Annotated in this window: 17 protein-coding genes; 7 read left to right on the top strand and 10 right to left on the bottom strand. The window is 70.3% G+C overall.

What is annotated here, in order from left to right; all coding sequences use genetic code 11:
- Positions 1-8 precede the first annotated feature (8 nt).
- Complete coding sequence (locus ACG02S_RS00675; RefSeq protein ID WP_394468511.1) at positions 9-689, bottom strand: helix-turn-helix transcriptional regulator; 681 nt, start codon at positions 687-689, stop codon at positions 9-11.
- Positions 690-974: 285 nt separating this feature from the next.
- On the opposite strand from ACG02S_RS00675, the gene ACG02S_RS00670 reads away from it, so the two are divergent.
- Positions 975-1,775: a class II glutamine amidotransferase gene (locus tag ACG02S_RS00670; protein ID WP_394468510.1), complete on the top strand. Its 801-nt coding sequence runs from the start codon at positions 975-977 to the stop codon at positions 1,773-1,775.
- A gap of 22 nt (positions 1,776-1,797) precedes the next feature.
- Positions 1,798-3,066 carry a cyanophycinase gene (locus ACG02S_RS00665; RefSeq protein WP_394468509.1) on the top strand — a complete coding sequence of 423 codons (1,269 nt, stop codon included), beginning with the start codon at positions 1,798-1,800 and terminating at the stop codon, positions 3,064-3,066.
- Here the strand turns inward: ACG02S_RS00665 and ACG02S_RS00660 are convergent.
- From ACG02S_RS00660 to ACG02S_RS00640, 5 genes are all read right to left on the bottom strand, one after another.
- Positions 3,026-4,126, bottom strand: a complete 1,101-nt coding sequence (locus ACG02S_RS00660; RefSeq protein ID WP_394468508.1) for an alpha/beta hydrolase — start codon at positions 4,124-4,126, stop codon at positions 3,026-3,028. The genes ACG02S_RS00665 and ACG02S_RS00660 overlap by 41 nt on opposite strands.
- A 9-nt stretch (positions 4,127-4,135) precedes the next feature.
- On the bottom strand, positions 4,136-5,284 hold the full coding sequence (locus ACG02S_RS00655; protein ID WP_394468507.1) for an acyltransferase family protein: 1,149 nt from the start codon (positions 5,282-5,284) through the stop codon (positions 4,136-4,138).
- Between the two features lie 60 nt (positions 5,285-5,344).
- Positions 5,345-6,037: a LytR/AlgR family response regulator transcription factor gene (locus tag ACG02S_RS00650; RefSeq protein WP_394468506.1), complete on the bottom strand. Its 693-nt coding sequence runs from the start codon at positions 6,035-6,037 to the stop codon at positions 5,345-5,347.
- On the bottom strand, positions 6,025-7,092 hold the full coding sequence (locus tag ACG02S_RS00645; RefSeq protein ID WP_394468505.1) for a sensor histidine kinase: 1,068 nt from the start codon (positions 7,090-7,092) through the stop codon (positions 6,025-6,027). The genes ACG02S_RS00650 and ACG02S_RS00645 overlap by 13 nt, the downstream gene beginning before the upstream one ends.
- Positions 7,093-7,246: 154 nt before the next feature.
- Positions 7,247-7,516 carry a hypothetical protein gene (locus tag ACG02S_RS00640; RefSeq protein ID WP_394468504.1) on the bottom strand — a complete coding sequence of 90 codons (270 nt, stop codon included), beginning with the start codon at positions 7,514-7,516 and terminating at the stop codon, positions 7,247-7,249.
- A gap of 186 nt (positions 7,517-7,702) precedes the next feature.
- Between ACG02S_RS00640 and ACG02S_RS00635 the strand changes: the two genes are divergently transcribed.
- From ACG02S_RS00635 to ACG02S_RS00615, 5 genes are read left to right on the top strand one after another with little or no spacing between them, the layout of a single operon-like run.
- Positions 7,703-8,842, top strand: a complete 1,140-nt coding sequence (locus ACG02S_RS00635) for an MlaE family ABC transporter permease (protein WP_394468503.1) — start codon at positions 7,703-7,705, stop codon at positions 8,840-8,842.
- On the top strand, positions 8,842-9,600 hold the full coding sequence (locus tag ACG02S_RS00630; protein WP_394468502.1) for an ABC transporter ATP-binding protein: 759 nt from the start codon (positions 8,842-8,844) through the stop codon (positions 9,598-9,600). Before ACG02S_RS00635 ends, ACG02S_RS00630 begins: the two co-directional genes overlap by 1 nt.
- Positions 9,597-10,661 (top strand): MlaD family protein, encoded by a 1,065-nt coding sequence (locus tag ACG02S_RS00625; RefSeq protein ID WP_394468501.1) that lies wholly within the window; start codon positions 9,597-9,599, stop codon positions 10,659-10,661. The genes ACG02S_RS00630 and ACG02S_RS00625 overlap by 4 nt, the downstream gene beginning before the upstream one ends.
- Positions 10,658-11,290, top strand: coding sequence for a PqiC family protein (locus tag ACG02S_RS00620; RefSeq protein WP_394468500.1), 633 nt, complete (start codon positions 10,658-10,660; stop codon positions 11,288-11,290). Before ACG02S_RS00625 ends, ACG02S_RS00620 begins: the two co-directional genes overlap by 4 nt.
- Positions 11,291-11,315: 25 nt before the next feature.
- Positions 11,316-11,852 carry a lipocalin family protein gene (locus ACG02S_RS00615; protein WP_394468499.1) on the top strand — a complete coding sequence of 179 codons (537 nt, stop codon included), beginning with the start codon at positions 11,316-11,318 and terminating at the stop codon, positions 11,850-11,852.
- 2 nt (positions 11,853-11,854) lie between these two features.
- On the opposite strand, the gene ACG02S_RS00610 is transcribed toward ACG02S_RS00615, so the two are convergent.
- The 4 genes from ACG02S_RS00610 to ACG02S_RS00595 form a co-directional block, all read right to left on the bottom strand.
- Positions 11,855-12,280: a hypothetical protein gene (locus ACG02S_RS00610; protein ID WP_394469289.1), complete on the bottom strand. Its 426-nt coding sequence runs from the start codon at positions 12,278-12,280 to the stop codon at positions 11,855-11,857.
- Complete coding sequence (locus tag ACG02S_RS00605) at positions 12,264-12,788, bottom strand: nucleotidyltransferase domain-containing protein (RefSeq protein ID WP_394468498.1); 525 nt, start codon at positions 12,786-12,788, stop codon at positions 12,264-12,266. Before ACG02S_RS00605 ends, ACG02S_RS00610 begins: the two co-directional genes overlap by 17 nt.
- A gap of 125 nt (positions 12,789-12,913) precedes the next feature.
- The gene (locus tag ACG02S_RS00600; RefSeq protein ID WP_394468497.1) at positions 12,914-14,317 is read right to left on the bottom strand and encodes an efflux transporter outer membrane subunit; all 1,404 of its coding nucleotides are present in this window, start codon (positions 14,315-14,317) and stop codon (positions 12,914-12,916) included.
- A gap of 1 nt (position 14,318) precedes the next feature.
- On the bottom strand, positions 14,319-17,606 hold the full coding sequence (locus tag ACG02S_RS00595; RefSeq protein ID WP_394468496.1) for an efflux RND transporter permease subunit: 3,288 nt from the start codon (positions 17,604-17,606) through the stop codon (positions 14,319-14,321).
- Positions 17,607-17,620: the final 14 nt, after the last annotated feature.

Raw genomic sequence — 17,620 nt, 5'->3', positions numbered from 1 at the left:
CACGGCAATCAATTGACCACCTTGGCCGGCCGCAGCGATGACACCAGCGGCGGCAGCAGCGCCAGCTGGCGCATCAATTCGCCGATGCTGTCAGCACCGCTCTTGGCGCGGATGCTCTGGATCTGGCTGCGCACGGTGGAGATGGCCACGCCCTGGCGGCGCGCCACGTCGGTGGGCTTGACGCCGTTGGACAGCGCCTTCAGCACCTCGGTCTCGGTGGGCGTCAGCTGGTAGCGCAGCGCGAACCACTGCGCGGCCAGGTCGCCGCAGAGCTGGCGGCGCTCCAGGATCAGCAGCACGGCGGCCTGGCTGACGTCGCGGTTCAGCGGCACCACCACCACATTGGCCCGACCGCACTCGGCATGGTCGTCGCCCAGGCGCAGCAGGCAGCGGCGCCCGCTGGTCTCGGCGCCCTCCAGCGCTTCGGCCAGCGGCACGGCATCGGTCAGCAGCCGTGCACGCAGGTGGGGGCCGACCAGCTCCAGCGGATGGCTGCCGTCATCCAACGCGGCCCGGGCCGTCAGGTTGGCGTGTAGCACGCGGCCGGCGCCGTTGAGCAGCACGATGCCGTGGTCCAGCTCTTCCAGCACGAGGCCCATCCACTGGCTGGAAAGCGATGCCGCGCCCCGCCGTTCGGCGGGGCGGCCACCGGGCGCATGTCCCGGCACGGTGAACTCAGTCATCCACATGTCAGCACTCCTCGGCCCGCGATGAGCCAACCCACAAAGCGTAGGAGTCCGGCCCGCCCCCGAGGCGTAAATGTTGCTGGATGTATGTGTGAACGAATCACGGCGTGGTGACGTTCGCAACGTCGCCCTACCTTAGGGATTGCAAAGAGCCCGGCGTCGACCATGAAAAAAGCACGCCTGCAACGGCAATCTCATGAACTCATGAGACAAGTTTCCTTGGCGGGCCTGTCATCCGCAGCCAGACTGGCGGCGTTCCAAGGTCGTCACCACTGTCCTCTGACACCGATGTGTGAGCTTTTCGCCCTCAACAGCCATCTGGCCGCAGCCGCCAACTTCTCCCTGCGCGGCTTTGCCGCCCGCGGTGGCCGCACGGCAGACCATGTCGACGGCTGGGGCGTCGCCTTCCACGCCGGCGAGCAATGCGAGGTGGTCGTCGAGGACCGGCCGGCTGCCGAGTCCGACCTGGCCTCGCACTACGGCCTGCATCCGGTGCAGGCGCGCAACATCATTGCCCACATCCGCAAGGCCACGCAGGGCGTGCGGGCGCCGGAGAACTGCCACCCCTTCCGCCGCGAATGGGCCGGGCGCACCTGGGTGTTCGCGCACAACGGCGACCTGAAGGACTTCCACCCCTCACTGGACGGCAGCTTCCGGCCCAGCGGCCAGACCGACAGCGAGCGCGCCTTCTGCTGGCTGATGCAGCGGCTGCAGCAGCACTTCGGCCAACAGCTGCCCGACTGGCCCGAGCTGGCCGACACGTTGACACCGTGGCTTCACGAGATTGCCGAGCACGGCCGCTTCAACCTGCTGTTGACCGACGGCCGCGCGATGCTGGCACATGCATCGACGCGACTGCACTGGCTGCGCCGCCAGGCGCCGTTCGGTCATGTTCGCTTGCGCGACGGCGATCTGAGCGTCGACCTGGCACTGCTGAACGGCCCGCGCGACCGCATGACGCTGGTTGCCACCGAGCCGCTGACGCACGACGAAGCCTGGGCCGCCTTCCTGCCCGGCGAGGTGCGCGTGTTCGAGCACGGCGATTGCGTGTGGCTCAGCGAAGGCGTGCCCGCCCGCGCTGCGGCCTGAAATCCGCTGCCATCATGGCGGCATGAACTTCTTCCTGTTGCGCCTTGCCGCCGCGGCGGCCCTCTGCCTTCACGTCGCCGCGCAGGCCGGCACCGCCATCGTCATCGGCGGCGCCACCAAGAGCGACAACGATGCCGTCTGGCAGCGCGTGGTCGACGAGGCCGGCGGCCCGGGCGCGCGCATCGCGGTGTTCGCCACGGCCGCGGCCAACCCGGAGCGCAGCGCCGGCCTCATCGTCGCGTCGCTGAACCGGCGGGGCGCGAACGCCGAGGTCATCCCCGTCGCGCCGCGGCAGAAGGACATCGACTGGCGGGCCAACCTGAACGACCCGGCGCTGATCGCCAAGGTCAGCGCGTCCAAAGGCGTGTTCTTCTCGGGCGGCGCGCAGGAGTACATCGTCGACACGCTGCAGCCGGGCGGCGAGCCGACCGCGATGCTGAAGGCCATCCGCCAGGTGTTCGACGGCGGCGGCGTGGTGGCCGGCACCAGCGCGGGCGCGGCCGTCATGAGCCGCATCATGTTCCGCGACGCGCCGGACAACCTGCAGATCCTGAAGGGCCAGTGGCGCGACAAGCGCGAGTACGACCTCGGGCTGGGTTTCGTCATGCCAGGGCTGTTCGTGGACCAGCACTTCCTCAAGCGCGGGCGCATCGGCCGCATGCTGCCGGCGATGCGGGCCCTGGGCTACACGCTGGGTCTGGGGATCGAGGAGAACTCGGCCGCCGTCGTCAAAGGCCACGAGGTCGAGATCGTCGGCGCGCGCGGCGCGCTGCTGGTGGACTTGTCCGAGGCGGCGTCGGATGCCCGGGTGTCCGCCTTCAACCTGCGCGGCGCCCTCGTCAGCTACCTGGACCGCGGCGATCGCCACGACCTGAAGACCGGCGTCACCACGCCCGCGGCCCACAAGCTGCGCGACCAGAAGCTGGACCCGGCCGCCGCCGATTACCGACCGGCGCTGCAGTTCGAGCCCTACTTCATGGACATGCTGGCCGACAACACCCTCGTCAACGCGATGACGCAGCTGCTGGATGCCCGCTCGCCCGAGGTGCGCGGCCTGGCCTACCGCGTGCGTCCGCGGCCCGGCGACCTGTCGCCAGAGTTGGGCTTCGAGTTCAGGCTCTACAAGGGCCCGGGCACCGTCGGCTGGTTCAGCAACGCGCTGGGCGGCGACGACTACACGGTGTTGAAGGTGCGGCTGGACGTGACGCCCGTGCGCATGGCCAGCCCGCTGTTCACGCCGCTGCCGCCGGCTAACGAAGCGCCAGCGGCCGCACCTGCTCCACCAGGCTGACGAGGAAGCGCCCCGGCTCCTCGTGCGGCGCCAGGTGGGCCGAGTGCTCGAACCACACCAGCTTCTTGACTGGCGCCTTCAGCTGCGCAAGCCAGGGTTCGATGACGGAGGCCGGCGTCGTCAGGTCGTGACGGCCCAGGAACATCAGCACCGGAAACCGCGTCGCGCGGATCTGCAGGTGGTCGGCCCGCCTCATGTCGGGCAGCAGTGCCGGCACCGACAGCTGGCCGCCCTGGTCAATGGCGAGTCGATCCTCAAATGCGTAGTACGGTGACAGCCGTGCGGCGCGGAAATAGAAGTCGGCGTTGTCGCGGTAGGCCGCCAGCCCGCCATAGGCCTGCACCCATTTGCGCGCCACGTTGACCTTGGCAAACGGGATCTCGCCCTCCCCCGGGTACGGCGCGATGGCCTGCAGCTCGGCCAGCGCGGTCGCGTCGTTGCGCCGGCGGGCCTCGGCCAGCAGCGCCTCGTATTGCGCCCGCTCGTTGGCCTGCAGGTTCATCAGTGGCCCCACGCCGACGTACGCGCTGACCCACTCGGGCTTGGCCATCGCCGCGTCCATGCCGATGACGTTGCCCCACGAGTGCCCCAGCAGCACCACGCGTTCGACACCCAGCCGCTGGCGCAGCAGCGCCATCAGCTCGATGAGATCCTGCGCCATGCGCGCCCGTGTCAGTTGTGCCTTGTTGGCCGCCTCGCCGCCGTGGCGCAGCGTCTTGCCGGTACCGCGCTGGTCCCACTGCACAACGGTGAAGAAGTCCTCCCAGCCACGCTGGTAAGGCCAGCTGCGCCCCATCTCCGCGGCACCCGGGCCGCCGTGCACATAGATGAGGACCGGGTTGGCGCGGTCGCTGCCACGAATGGTGATCCACTGCTTCAATCCGCCCAACTCGACCGCCTCGCTGATCTCGACAGCCTGGGGCGCCAGCAGGCGCTGCTGGTCGGCGATCATTGTCCGCGCGGTGGCGTAGGCAGCTTCCGCAGCGGGAGTCTGCGCGTGCGCGCCGGTGAAGAGGGCAAGAAACGCGGAAAGTGCGAAGAGGGCGCGAAGGGGTTTCATGCGCACACGCTAGCACCGCCGGTGGCGCTGGATGCCCAGCAGCAGCGCGAGACCCGGCACGCGGCGTGCACCCGCATAGGCCAGCGCGCAGAGCGCGAAGGTCAGCACAATCAGCAGCACCGCTTCCAGCCCCCAGGGCAGGGCCAGCGGTTTCAACCACTGGCTCAGCACCACGATGACGCTCTGGTGCAGGATGTAGAGACAGAACACCGCGCCGGCCGCCGCACGAAGCAACGGTGATTCACGACTGAAGGCGCGCTGCGCCCAGCCGCAGCAGGCGAGCATGGCCCACCAGGTCAGCGCGCCGCGCAGCGTGCGCGCCGCGACCAGCAGTGCCTCAGGCGGCGGCGTATCGGCATACGCACGGCCATAAGCCTGCAGCAGCGCCCACGATCCCAGCGAGACACCCAACGCCACCCAACGTAGACACAACGCGGCCGGCCACAGCCCCTGCGCCAGCGGGGTGCGGCTGGCCCAGCCAAGGGCGAACACCAGGACGTACTGCGCGTGGTTGTAGAGGTCGTGAACGAGATCGTGGGTCGACGGCCAGTGCGGCATCACCCACACGCGCAGCAGCGCCAACGGCAGGGCCGGCAACAGCATCCACGCCCAGGCGGGGAGATCCATCGCGGGAAGCGGCCGGCGCCACAGCGCCACCACGGCGGCGCCGAGCAGCGCGTACACCCACAGATAGGGCAGGAACCACAGGTGGTTCCAGGTGGGCACCCGCATGCAGTCGTCGCCGCGGCAGTAGCGGCCGCCCTGAAGATAGGCCGCCCAGAAGTCCAGGTAGCCGCCATCACCTGGCAGCAACTCCGGCGCCTGGGTCAGCACCTCGTAGTAGGCCTGCGGCGTGACGATGACGGCCATGCCGAACAGCAGCGGCAGCAGCAGCCGTTGCGAGCGATCCTTGACCGTTCCCAACAGGCCGCGCCGGGCAAACAGGTCCCGGCAGGCCGCGCCGGCGATGAGGAACAGCAAGCTCAGCCGCCACGGCGAGCTGAGCTGCATGAAGGGCTCCACGGCGTCGCTGGCGGCGGGGCTCTTCACGTGCCAGTCCCACGTCACGTAATACATGCCGACGTGATAGGGGATCAGCAGCGCGAACGCGCAGACGCGCAGACCGTCGAGGAAGGGCAGGCGGGCAGGGGTATTCATGGCCGACAGCTTCCAGGCAGACGCCGCCTGGCGCGAGCGCGGCGGGGCGAACGGCGTGGGCTATGGGGCGAATGCGTCCAGCGTCGCGCGGTAGCCGCGCGAGACGCGCAACGTATCGCCGCAGGTCAGCGTCAGCACCGCCTCGCCGCTGCCCAGACGCTCGAGGCGCTGCACATGCGCCGGGTTGACCGCGTGGCTGCGGTGCACGCGCAGGAAGCGAGCCGCCCAGCCGGGGCGCGCCAGCGCATCGGCCAGCGTGGCGCGTTCCAGCAGGCAGTGCGGCGGCAGGTGCAGCTGGATGTAGTTGTCGGCCGCAGCGATCCACTGCACGTCAGCCAGGCGCACGCGCCGACCGTCGACCCACCACTCGCCCACCGGCTCGGGCGATCGTGCCAGCCGCTCGCGCACGCGGGCCAACGCACTGGCCAGACGCTCCGCGGTGCAAGGCTTGAGCAGGTAGTCCAGCGCCGCGAGCTCGAAGGCCTGCAGCGCGTGCTCGGCATGAGCCGTCGAGAAGATGATGCTGCCCACGCCCGCCGTTCGCAGCGCGGCAGCGAGCTGCACGCCATTGCCGCCGGGCATCTCGATGTCAAGCAGCGCCAGGTCCGGCACCGCCGACTGTGCGTGCACCAGCGCCAGCGCGGCGGGGGCGTCGGCCGCCTCCAGCAATTCAGCCACATCGGGTTCGGCGGCAAGCATCCGGCGCAGCCGGGCGCGCGCGGCGGGTTCGTCGTCGACGATCAGGACACGCATGGCAGCTCGGCGGTCAGGCTCATTGCGCCGCCCTCGGGCCCGAAGTGCACGCTCGCCGCATCGCCATAGCGCGCGGCCAGGCGCTCGCGCAGGTTGCGCAGCCCCAGCCCACCCTCGGGGTCGGGCGCGGTCTCTTGCACGGGCCGGTCGCCATGGTTGCTCACGCGCAAGCGCAGCCGCCCGCCCTGCCTCGTGGCGGCCACCACCAGCGTCACGCGCCCCAGGTGGCGCGCGACGTCGTGCTTCACCGCGTTCTCCACCGGCGCCAGCAGCAGCAGCGCCGGGAGCCGGCAATCCAGCGCGTCGTCGTCGGCGGCGATCTGCACCACCAGACGCTGCTCCCCGAAGCGCGCCTGCATCAGCGCAAGGAATGGCTGCACCAGCGCCAGTTCATCGCGCAGCGTGTGCTCCACGCGCTGCTGCGCCGCCAGCGTCTGGCGCAGCAGGTCAGCCAGCTGGCACAGCAGGCGGTCGGCGCGGGCCACATCCTCGTACATCACCGACGAGATCAGGTTCAGCGTGTTGAAAAGGAAATGCGGCTGCACCTGGTCGGCCAGGCGCGCCAAGCGCAACTCGGCCAGCTCGCGGCGGGCGCGCTCCAGCTCTTGCTGGCGCTGCGTGGCCGCGCCGGCCATCCAGACCCCGCGCGAGATCAAGCAGAAGCTGATGTAGCTGACCGCATCCTTGCCGCCTTCGAACACCAGCAGCGTAGGAATGTCGTCGGGCCGGTAGGGCACACCGACCAGCCCGTACACCAGCAGCCGCAGCCCGAACATGCCGGCGATGTGCAGCCCGCTGAACACCGGCAGCGCCAGCAGGTGCGCCGCCAGTTGGTGCCGCCAGTGCCGGCCGTGCAGGCGACCGACCAGCGCGTGGACGCCCAGCGCCAGCGGGCCGAGGACGGCCAGCGAGCTGAATTCCCACAGAAATGGCTCCCATGCCCGCCGGCCGCCGGACAGGCGGTAGGCCTCCAGCGCCGACACGCTCAGAAGCAGGCCGACGACGGTCAGCAGCGCGACATAGGGCAGGCGCCAGCGTGGCGGGAGCAGCGTCATGAGCCGCAGTGTGCCCGGGACGCACCGCGCCCCGGGCGCCACTCGCCCCCGCTGGAACACCATTCGCCCCAGCCAGCGCGCAAACCCAGTGGGCAGCGCCGGTCATGCCCAGCTTTTGCCCGCTGCGCCCAGCATTGGCGTCAGGTGGGCCAGCCTAAGGCCGCGAGCGCGGTGGCTGCGACGCCCCGCGCTCGCCACCCTCGACCATGTCGCCGCGACGTTCGGCGTCCAGCCCCGGCGTGGCGCGCAGATCGGTGTCGACCTGACCCTGCTGCAGATCGCGCGCGGCGCGTTCGATGTGAGCGTCGGGCTCGGCGTTGGTGGAGGCCGCCTGCTGGTCGCGGTCGTGGGGCAGAGAAGGTCCCCGTGGACGCGAGGCATCGCCGGCCGTGCGCGGCTGGTCCTTCAAGGGTGCGGGCTTCATGGGGTCTCCTGACTTTGACGTGGCTCTCTTCAACTTTGGGGGCAGGCCGGGCCGTCAACCATCGTCCCGCCCCGCGTCGACCTGTCGGCAGCCGCCGACAGACGCGCCACGGCGCCCCGTCCTACAGCGGGCGCCGTCGGCGTCCGGGCCGCCGCGGGTCATTCGTAACAGAGCATGTCCCCTGTCATGTCCCATGCGCTGCCCGCTTCCCTGCCTGCCCACGATGTCGCCACCGACGGTGGCGACACCGGCCATGCGCGCTGGGAAGGCGACGGCACCGAATGGCGGCTGGTGCTGGCCGGCAGCTGGCAGCACGACGGCCTGCCCGCCCCTCCCCCCGCCCTGCCGATGGCGCCGGACACGCGGCTGAGCTTCGACTGCACGGCCCTGCAGCACTGGCAGCCGGCCTTCGCCGCCACGCTGTGGCAGACGCTGGCGCCGCTGGCGCGCGCGGGTGTCTCGCTGGACATGGCCGGATTGCCGAATGCGCTGCAGCCACTGCTGGCACTGAGCCTGCCGCCACCCGACCAGCCCCGGCCGGGCGCGGCAGGGCCGTCCGACGACCCCGCGCCCGAACCGCAGTGGCGCAAGACGCTGGTGTTCGTCGGTGACCTGCTGGGCGCGCTGGGCCGGCTGGTGCGCGGTCGCAGCGCGATGCGCGTCAGCGACTGGCTGTGGCAGATCGAACAGACCGGCCCGCGCAGCCTGCCCATCGTGCTGCTGGTCGCCACGCTGGTCGGGCTGATCGTGGCCTACATGGGTGCCGCGCAGCTGCAGCGATTTGGCGCACAGAGCTTCATCGCCGACTTGGTGACCATCAGCGTGGTGCGCGAGATCGCCGCGCTGGTGGTGGGCATCGTGCTGGCGGGTCGCGTGGGTGCGGCGTTCGCGGCGCAGATCGGCAGCATGCGCGCCGGCGAGGAGATCGATGCGCTGACGACGCTGGGCGTGGACCCGGTCGAACACCTGGTGTTGCCGCGCATGCTGGCCCTGCTGATCACCGGCCCGCTGCTGACGCTGTGCGCCGGCATGGCCGGGCTGGCCATCGGCGGCGCGGTGGCGGTGGGGCTGTACGACGTGCCCGCCGCGGCTTACCTGAACACGACGCGCGAGGCGCTCACCGGCCAGGACCTGTTCGTGGGCCTGGCGAAGGGCAGCGTGTACGCGGTGCTGGTGGCGCTGGCCGGCTGCCGGCAGGGCCTGAACGCCGGCCGCAGCGCGCAGGCCGTGGGCGAGGCCACGACGGCCGCCGTCGTGCAGGCCATCGTCTGGATGGTCATCGCGGCGTCGGTGCTGACGGTCATCTTTCAACGATTGGGCATCTGATGGCCGGCGACGTGCTGATGAAGGTCGAGAACCTGAGCCTGCATGCCGGTGGCCGCGAGCTGCAGCGCGGGCTCAATTTCGACGTGCGCGCTGGCGAGGTGCTGGCCATCTGCGGCGCCAGCGGCTGCGGCAAGAGCACGCTGCTGCGCCACATGATCGGGCTGCAGACGCCGAAGACGGGCACCGTCACCTGGACGGCTGGCGGCGAAAGCCGCGACGTACACGGCGACGACCCGCCGCGGCGCGAGATCGGCGTGGCGTTCCAGGCCGGCGCGCTGTGGAGCAGCATGACCGTTGGCGAGAACCTGATGCTGCCGCTGGAGCTGTACACCGACATGGACGAGACGCAGCGCGAGCAGCAGGCCCGCTTCAAGCTGGCGCTGGCCGGCCTGCCCGACCCGGCCACGTTCGACGCGGAGCCGTCGTCGCTGTCGGGCGGCATGAGGAAGCGCGCGGCCATCGCCCGCGCACTGATGCTGGACCCGCCGCTGCTGTGCCTGGACGAGCCCTCGGCCGGCCTGGACCCGCTGACGTCCGCGCGGCTGGACGACCTCATCAGGCGACTGAAAGACGACGTGGGCACCGCCATCGTGCTGGTCACCCACGAACTGGACAGCCTGTTCGCGGTGGCCGACCGGCTGCTGTTCCTCGACGTCGAGGCCCGCACCGCCACGGCGCTGGGGCCGCCGGCCGAGCTGCGCGACGAGGGGCCGGACGCGGTGCGTGAATTTCTGAATCGTGGTGAGGTACCCGCTTGAAAAGTCGCAAAGCCAATCCGCTGTTCATCGGCGCGTTCGTCGTCGCCGGCATTGCCATCCTGGCCACGGCACTCATCGTGCTGCCGGGCCGGCACTGGTTCAACCAGCCGCACCGTGTGGTGATGTTCTTCTCGGGCTCGGTGTACGGGCTGCAGAAAGGCGCGCCCGTCGTGTTCCGCGGCGTGCGCATCGGGGACGTGACCGACGTCACCGTGCACTACGACCGCGAGAGCGACACGTTCGCCATCCCCGTCATCGCCGAGCTGACGGCCGACGCGGTGCGCGGGCTGGACGGGCGCGCCGACAACGACGACATCGCGCACGCGCTGCCGGCGCTGATCGAGCGCGGGCTCAGCGCGCAACTGGGCACGCAGAGCCTGCTGACCGGCCAGCTCTACATCGACCTGGACATCCGCACCAAGCCCAAGGGCAAGCTGCGCGGCGGCTACACCGGCGAGGCGACCGAGATCCCGACCAGCCCCACGGCCTTCCAGGCACTGAAGACCCAGCTCGAAAGCGTGGACCTGAAGAAGATCGTCGACGATCTGAGCCAGATCGCCAACTCGGCGCGCACACTGATTGCGGCGCCGGAGCTGAAGCAGGGCCTGCGGGACTTCGCCGCGACCGCCGGCCACGCCCGCCAGCTGGCCGCGCAGCTGGAGCGGCGCGCCGGGCCGCTGACGCGCGGCGCCGAAAGCGCCATGGCCAGCGTGGACCGCATGGGCGACAAGGTCTCGACGGCGGCCGACAAGCTCGGCAGCGGCGCCGACAAGGCCAACGAACTGCTGGACCCCAAGGGCCCGGTCGTGCGCGACCTGCAACGCGCCATCAACGAGCTGGCCCAGGCCAGCACCTCGCTGCGCGACGCTGCCGACACCGACGGCCCGCTGCTGCAGCAGACCGAGCGCACGATGCGCGAGCTGTCGCAGGCGGCGCGTGCGCTGCGCGGACTGGCCCGCTCGCTGGACGCCCAACCCCAGCAGCTGCTGCTGGGCCGCGAGCCCGATATGCCCGCACCCGCCCCTGTTCCCGTTGCCCCCGCGAAGGAGCCCGCCCGATGACGTCCCTCACGTCCCTCAGCATTTCGGATCTGCGCCGCCGCGACGCCGTGGTGTGGCTGGCCGCCGTGGCGCTGGCCGGCTGCGCGTCGCGCGGCGCGCCGCCGCGCCGCCTGTACGCCCTGACCGGCACGCCGCCGCTGCCCGACGACCGCCAACCGGGGCGGGACAACCGCGCCTGGGTGCTGAGCCCGCAGGTGCGGCTGCCGGAGCTGCTGGACCGCGACGAGATCCTCGTCGCCGAGGGCAGCGCCGGCCTGCGTCCGCTGCCCGAGGCCCGCTGGGCCGAGCCGCTGCGCGAGTCGCTGCCGCGGCTGCTGACCGAAGACCTGTGGCGCCTGCGCCAGCCCTACCCGGTCACGCTCGGCAAGCCGAACGCGCCGGACGGCGAGTCGCTGCGCCTGGTCGTGCAGGTGGACGAATGGCTGGCCCGGCCCGACGGCGCCGGGCTGCAGCTGCGGCTGCGCGCTCGCTGGCACTGGCTGCCACTGCAGGCGCCGGGTGGCACGACACTGCCGACACCGCATGCGGCCGATATCAGCCTGCCCAGCAGCGCCCAGGCCGACGCGCTGGCCGATGCCTACCGCCGCAGCGTGACGTTGCTGGCGGCGCGCATCGTCGCCGCGTCCTGAACCCTCATCCCAGCCTCGAAGCCACATGAAATTCCTGCCCGCCACCGTCGCCCTCGCCATCGCGACCGCCTTGGCCGCCCCGTTGGCCGCCGCCGAGGACGCGCCACTGCCGACCGTGCCCAGCGTGGACCTGGCGCGCTACGCCGGCAGCTGGTACGAGATCGCGTTGCTGCCGAACCGCTTCCAGAAGCAGTGCGTGGCCGACACGCAAGCCACCTACCGGCTCGACGGCGAGCGGGTGGAAGTCATCAACCGCTGCCGCAAGGCCGATGGCCAGGTGGACGCGCGCGAAGGCCGCGCCAAGGCCGTGGAAGGCAGCGGCAACGCCAAGCTGCGCGTGAGCTTCTTCTGGCCGATCTACGGCGACTACTGGGTGCTGGCGCTGGACCCTGACTACCGCCATGTGCTGGTGGGCACCCCCAACCGCGACTACGGCTGGGTGCTGTCGCGCACGCCGCAGATGGACGAGGCGACGCTGCAGGCCTTGCTCGACCGTGCCGCAGCGCTGGGCTTCGACAAGGCCGCGTTCCAGCGCACGCCCCAGACGCAGCCACTGCCCTGAACCTAGGCTGCGATCAGGGGCAGCGCCTCCACCTTTTCCGCCACCTTCCTGCACGCCGCGATCAGGTCGACCACCAGGCGCTCGTCAACGTTCAGCGCCCCTTCGTACTCGCTGACGTTGCGCACATCGTGGCATTTGGACAGCACGCGCCACACGTCGGGCCCAAGGCCCAGCGTATGCGGCAGCACCTGGAAAACGATGTAGCGATTGGTGGAGCGGTAGCCATGCCAGCGCAACGCCGCGAGGCACAAGGCGTGCGCGGCGTTGCAGGCGAGGTCGAACCGCCCTTCTCGCGACAACGCATCGTTGGACGCGTCTTTCAGCCGGGCCAGCTCCGAACGCTTCAAGCCCGCGAACTCCTTCGCGTCGGGTGGCTCAGCCTTCAGTGGCTTGCCAGGACCGGCGAGATTGTCAAATGGCGAGGTCATGCGCACCGCCGATGATCCAGACCTTGGGCTGCTCAAGGACGCGGCTCAGGAAGGCGTCCCCCCGCTTGCGCCCGAATTCCTGCCGGTTGAATATCGTCGGGTTCACCGTGCGCCCCAACGTGGAGCCAGCCGCATCCAGCGCGGTGAAGACGTCGCCATAGCCGAGCGTGTCACTGAGGATCAGCAAGTCGATGTCGCTGGCGGCGGTATCGGTTTTCTTGGCGACCGAGCCGTACACGAAAGCGGCGACCACCTGGTCAGCCACCGGCGCCAGGGCATTGCGCAACGGGTCGGCCAGGCCGACCGTCTTCTGCACGATGCCGCACAGCTCTTCAAAGATGGGCGATGCCGGATTGGCCTGGAAATGCTTCTGGTTGCCGACCGGCCTGACCGTCACCAGCCCGCTTTGCGCCAGGCTGTGGAGTTCCCGCTGCACCGCGCCCGAGCCGCTGCCAGCAAGCGCGATCAGCTCGTTGGCATAGAAGCTGCGCGACGGCTGGCCGAACAACAGCGCCAGCAGCCGCTGGCGCGTGCCGGAGAACAGCGCAGACGCCAGCCCGCCCTGCGACGCCAACTCAGCAGATGGTGGAACCCAACCCATATTGGGCACGAATATGCCCAATATGGGTGTATTCAGTTCGACGCCGTCAGCCTGGCCGCGAACGCCTTGTGCACGTTCAGCAGCGCCGCGGCGCGGTTGGTCTGCACTTGGATCAGTGCATCCGCCGCGGCCAGGCGTTCCTGCTCGGTGGTCAGCAGCGCGTAGAAGTCGGTCACGCCGGCGTCGTAGCGCTTGAAGGCCAGGTCGCGGGCACGCACGGTCGCGTCGGCGGCTGCGGCCTGGGCGGTGGCCTGCAGCTCCGTCTCGCGCAGTGTGGACAGGCTGCCCTGGGCATCCTGCAGCGCCACCAACTGGGCCTGTTCGGCCGCAGCGACGGCGGCGTCGAAGCCGGCGCGGGCAGCCCGCTCGTCGGCCGCGCGGGCGCCGAAGTCCAGGAAGTTCCAGTTCAGCGCGCCGGCGACGCTGCCCACGCGCGTGGCGCTCTTGAACAGGTCGGACGTCGCACCGGCGCTCCAGCCGATGGAGCCGCTCAGGCCGACGCTGGGCCAGCGGGCGGCCCAGGCAACCTGCGCGCGCGACGCAGCGGCCTGCGCACGCGTGGCGGCGGCCTTCACGTCGGGCCGGGCGGCCAGCAGGCCGGCCGGGTCAGGCAGCTGCCCCAGGCTGATGAGGCGCGGCTCGGGCATGGCGGGCAGCGGGTCGCTGTCGGCCTTGTCACAGTCGGCCGGCGGCTGGCCGCGCAGCACGTCCAGCTGCAGACGCGTGAGACAGGCCGCGTTGCGCAGCGCCGGCACACTGGCCGCCGTCTGGGCGACGAGGGCCTCGGCGCGTGCCTGGTCCAGCGCGGTGTTGCGACCGGCGCCCACGCGGGCCTTCACGAGATCCAGCAGCTGGTTCTGGACCTTCAGCGTTTCCCTGGCCAGCTGCAAGCGGTGACCCAGGCCGATGAGCTGCGTCTGCAGGTTCAGCGCAGCGCCGGCCAGGCTGAGCTGGGCGGCGTCGCGGTCCAGCGCCGCGCTCTGCGCGTCGTAGCCGGCGGCCTGTGCGTTGGCCGACGCGCGGCCCCACAGGTCGATCTCCCACGCGGCATTGGCGTTGACGCCGTAGGCGTTGAAGGTGCTGTAGTTGCCGTTGGTGTCGGGCGCACGCTGGCGGGCCGCACTGGCGCCCACGCCCACCGTGGGCAGGCGCTGCGCGCCGGCGGCGTCGGCCAGTGCTTCGGCCTGGCGCAGGCGCGCGGCGGCGGCGCGCAGGTCGCGGTTGTTGGCCAGCACTTCATCGACCACGCGCTGCAGCTGCGCGCTGTCGACGAAGGCGGCCGTCATCTGCGCGGCACCGGTCGCGGCCTGGGCTTCGATGGCGGGCAGCTGGGCGAACTGCGCGGGCGCCAGGTTGGCCGGGCGTTGCGACAGGCCGGGTGCGGCGCAGCCGGCCAGCAGCGCTGCAGCGGCGATAAGGGTGAGTTGGGTCTTCATGTCAGTGGCCCTTGTTCGTCGGCACGTCGTCGTCGACGCCAGGGTGGAAGGCATGGGCAGAGGCCTCGATCTCGGCCTTCAGCGCCGCAGCGCGGGCGCGGCGCTTCTCGGTGCCCTTGCGCAGCAGCGCGTAGAACACGGGGGTCAGGAAGATGCCGAAGAAGGTCACGCCCAGCATGCCGGAGAACACGGCGATGCCCATCGCGCGGCGCATCTCGCTGCCGGCACCGCTGCCCAGGATCAGCGGGATGACGCCGGCGCAGAACGCGATGGACGTCATCAGGATGGGGCGCAGCCGCAGGCGGCAAGCCTCGATGACCGCGTCGGCCACCGAGCGGCCCTGCTCCTCCAGCTCTTTGGCGAACTCGACGATCAGGATGGCGTTCTTGCATGCCAGCCCGACCAGCACCACCAGGGCCACCTGCGTGAAGATGTTCAGGTCCCCCGCCTGGCCGAACGGCGGGAAGTGCGAGATCCACACGCCGAACAGCGCCGACAGGATGCACATCGGCACGATCAGGATGATGGCCAGCGGCAGGCTCCAGCTCTCGTACTGCGCGGCCAGCACCAGCACCACCAGCACGACGGAGAACAGCAGCACGGCCGCCAGCGTCGGGATCTTCAGCGTCGTGCCGGGCACGGCGACGTCGCGGGTCAGCCGGTCCTGGTAGGCCAGGTCGGTGAACTCGTAGCTCATGCCGCGCGGCAGGCCCTTCAGCAACTGCTCGATCTCCGCCTCGGCCTGGCCCGACGAGAAGCCGGGGTTGGGCGCGCCGTTGATGTCCGCCGCCGGGAAGCCGTTGTAGCGCGTGACGCGCGTGGGACCGAAGGTCGGCTCCACGCTCATCAGCGAGCCCAGCGGCACCATCTCGCCGGCGTCGTTGCGGGTCTTGAGCTGGACGATGTCATCGGCCTTGGCGCGGAAGGGCGCGTCGGCCTGCACGATGACCTGGTAGGTCTTGCCGAACTTGGTGAAGTCGTTGACGTACAGCGAGCCGAGGTTGATCTGCAGCGTGTCGTAGATGGAAGCCAGCGGCACGCCCATCTGCTTGGCCTTGGTGCGGTCCACGTTGGCGAACAGCTGCGGCACGTTGATGTCGTAGTTGGAGTACGGCGTGCCGATGCTGGTCTTGGGGTTGCCGTAGACCTGGCCCAGCGTGCCCCACACGGCGCCGTACAGCGCCTGCTCGCCCTGGCTGCTGCGGTCCTGCACCTGGATCTTGAAGCCGCCCGCAATGCCCAGGCCGTCTACAGGAGGCGGCGGCACGACGAACATGCGAGCGCCCTGGATCTGCTGGATGGCGCCGTTGACGTTGCCCAGGATGGCCTCCTTGCTGAGGTCACGCGACGTGCGCTGGCTGAAGTCGGACAGGCCGAAGAACACGATGCCTTCGTTGGGTGCCGCCGAGAAGCCGGCCACCGACAGACCGGGGAAGGCCACGGAATCGACGATGCCGGGCGTCTTCAGCGCGATCTCGCTCATCTTGCGGATCACTTCTTCGGTGCGGTCCAGCGTGGCACCGGCCGGCAGCTGGGCCACGCCGATCAGGTACTGCTTGTCCGGCGCGGGCACGAAACCGCTGGGCAGCCGCATGAACAGCAGCGCCGTCGCGCCCAGCAGCAGCGCGTAGATCACCAGCGCCAGCGACTTGCGCTGCAGCAACCCCGTCACGCCGCGGCCGTAGCTCTCCGAGCGGCGGTGGAACATGCGGTTGAACCAGTGGAAGAAGCGGCCGAAGACCTTGTCCATGCCGCGCGTCAGCGCATCCTTGGGCGCGTCATGCGGGCGCAGCAGGATGGCGGCGAGCGCAGGCGAGAGGGTGAGCGAGTTGAAGGCCGAGATCACCGTCGAGATGACGATGGTGACGGCGAACTGCTTGTAGAACTGGCCCGACAGGCCCGGCACCAGCGTCAGCGGGATGAACACGGCGCACAGCACCAGCGCGATGGCGATGATGGGCCCCGAGACCTCCTGCATCGCCTTGATGGTCGCGGCACGCGGCGTCAGCCCGTCCTGGATGTTGCGCTCGACGTTCTCGACCACCACGATGGCGTCGTCCACCACGATGCCGATGGCCAGCACCATGCCGAACAGCGTCAGCGTGTTGATGGAGAAGCCCAGCAGCAGCAGGATGGCGAAGGTGCCGACGATGGACACCGGCACGGCCACCAGCGGAATGATGGAGGCGCGCCAGGTCTGCAGGAAGATGATGACCACCAGCACGACCAGCGCGACGGCCTCGAACAGCGTCGTGATGACCTTCTCGATGGAAGTCTGCACGAAGCGCGTGGGGTCGTAGACGATGGCGTAGTCCACGCCCGGCGGGAAGTTGGGCTTGAGGCGCTCCATCGTCTCGCGCACGTTCTCCGAGATCGCCAGGGCGTTGGAGCCCGGCGCCTGGAAGATGGCGATGGCCGCGGCCTCCTTGTTGTTCAGCAGGCTGCGCAGCGCATAGGTGTTGGCGCTGATCTCGACACGGCCGACGTCACGCAGGCGCACCATGGCGCCGGTGCGCGGCTCGGCGCGCACGATGATGTTGGCGAACTCTTCCTCGGAAGCGAGGCGGCCCTGCGTGTTGATGGCCAGCTGGAACTCGGTGCCCTTGGGCGCCGGGGAGGCGCCCACGACGCCCGCCGCGACCTGCGAGTTCTGCTCGCGGATGGCGCCCACCACCTCGGCCGCCGTCATGCTGCGGGCGGCCAGTTTCTGCGGGTCCAGCCAGATGCGCATGGCGTAGTCGCCGGCGCCGAAGGTCTGCACCGAGCCCATGCCGGGCACGCGCAGCAGGTCGTCGCGCACGTTCAACGAGCCGTAGTTGCGCAGGTAGAGCGCGTCGCGCGAGTTGTCCGGGCTGACCAGGTGGACCACCATGGTCAGGTTCGGGCTGCTCTTCTCGGTCGTCACGCCGATGGTGCGCACGATGTCGGGCAGCCGCGGCAACGCACGGTTGATGCGGTTCTGCACCGCGGTCTCGGCGGCCTCGGGGTTGGTGCCGATCTTGAACGTGACGGTCAGGCTCATGCCGCCGTCGCCGGTGGCCTGGCTCTCGAAGTAGAGAACGTTTTCCAGGCCGTTGATCTGCTCTTCCAGCGGCGCAGCCACCGTCTCCGAGATCACGCGCGGGTTGGCGCCCGGGTACTGGGCGCGCACGACCACCTGCGGCGGCGCGACCTCGGGGTACTCGGAGATCGGCAGCAGCGGGATGGCCAGCGCGCCGATCAGGAAGATGAAGAGTGACAACACGGTCGCAAAGCGCGGCCGGTCGATGAAGAAGCGTGAGATGTCCATGACGGGTGCCGCCT

The sequence above is a fragment of the Pelomonas dachongensis genome (assembly GCF_043555865.1).
Classification (GTDB): domain Bacteria; phylum Pseudomonadota; class Gammaproteobacteria; order Burkholderiales; family Burkholderiaceae_C; genus Pelomonas; species Pelomonas dachongensis.
This window is presented reverse-complemented; position numbering and strand designations above follow the sequence as displayed.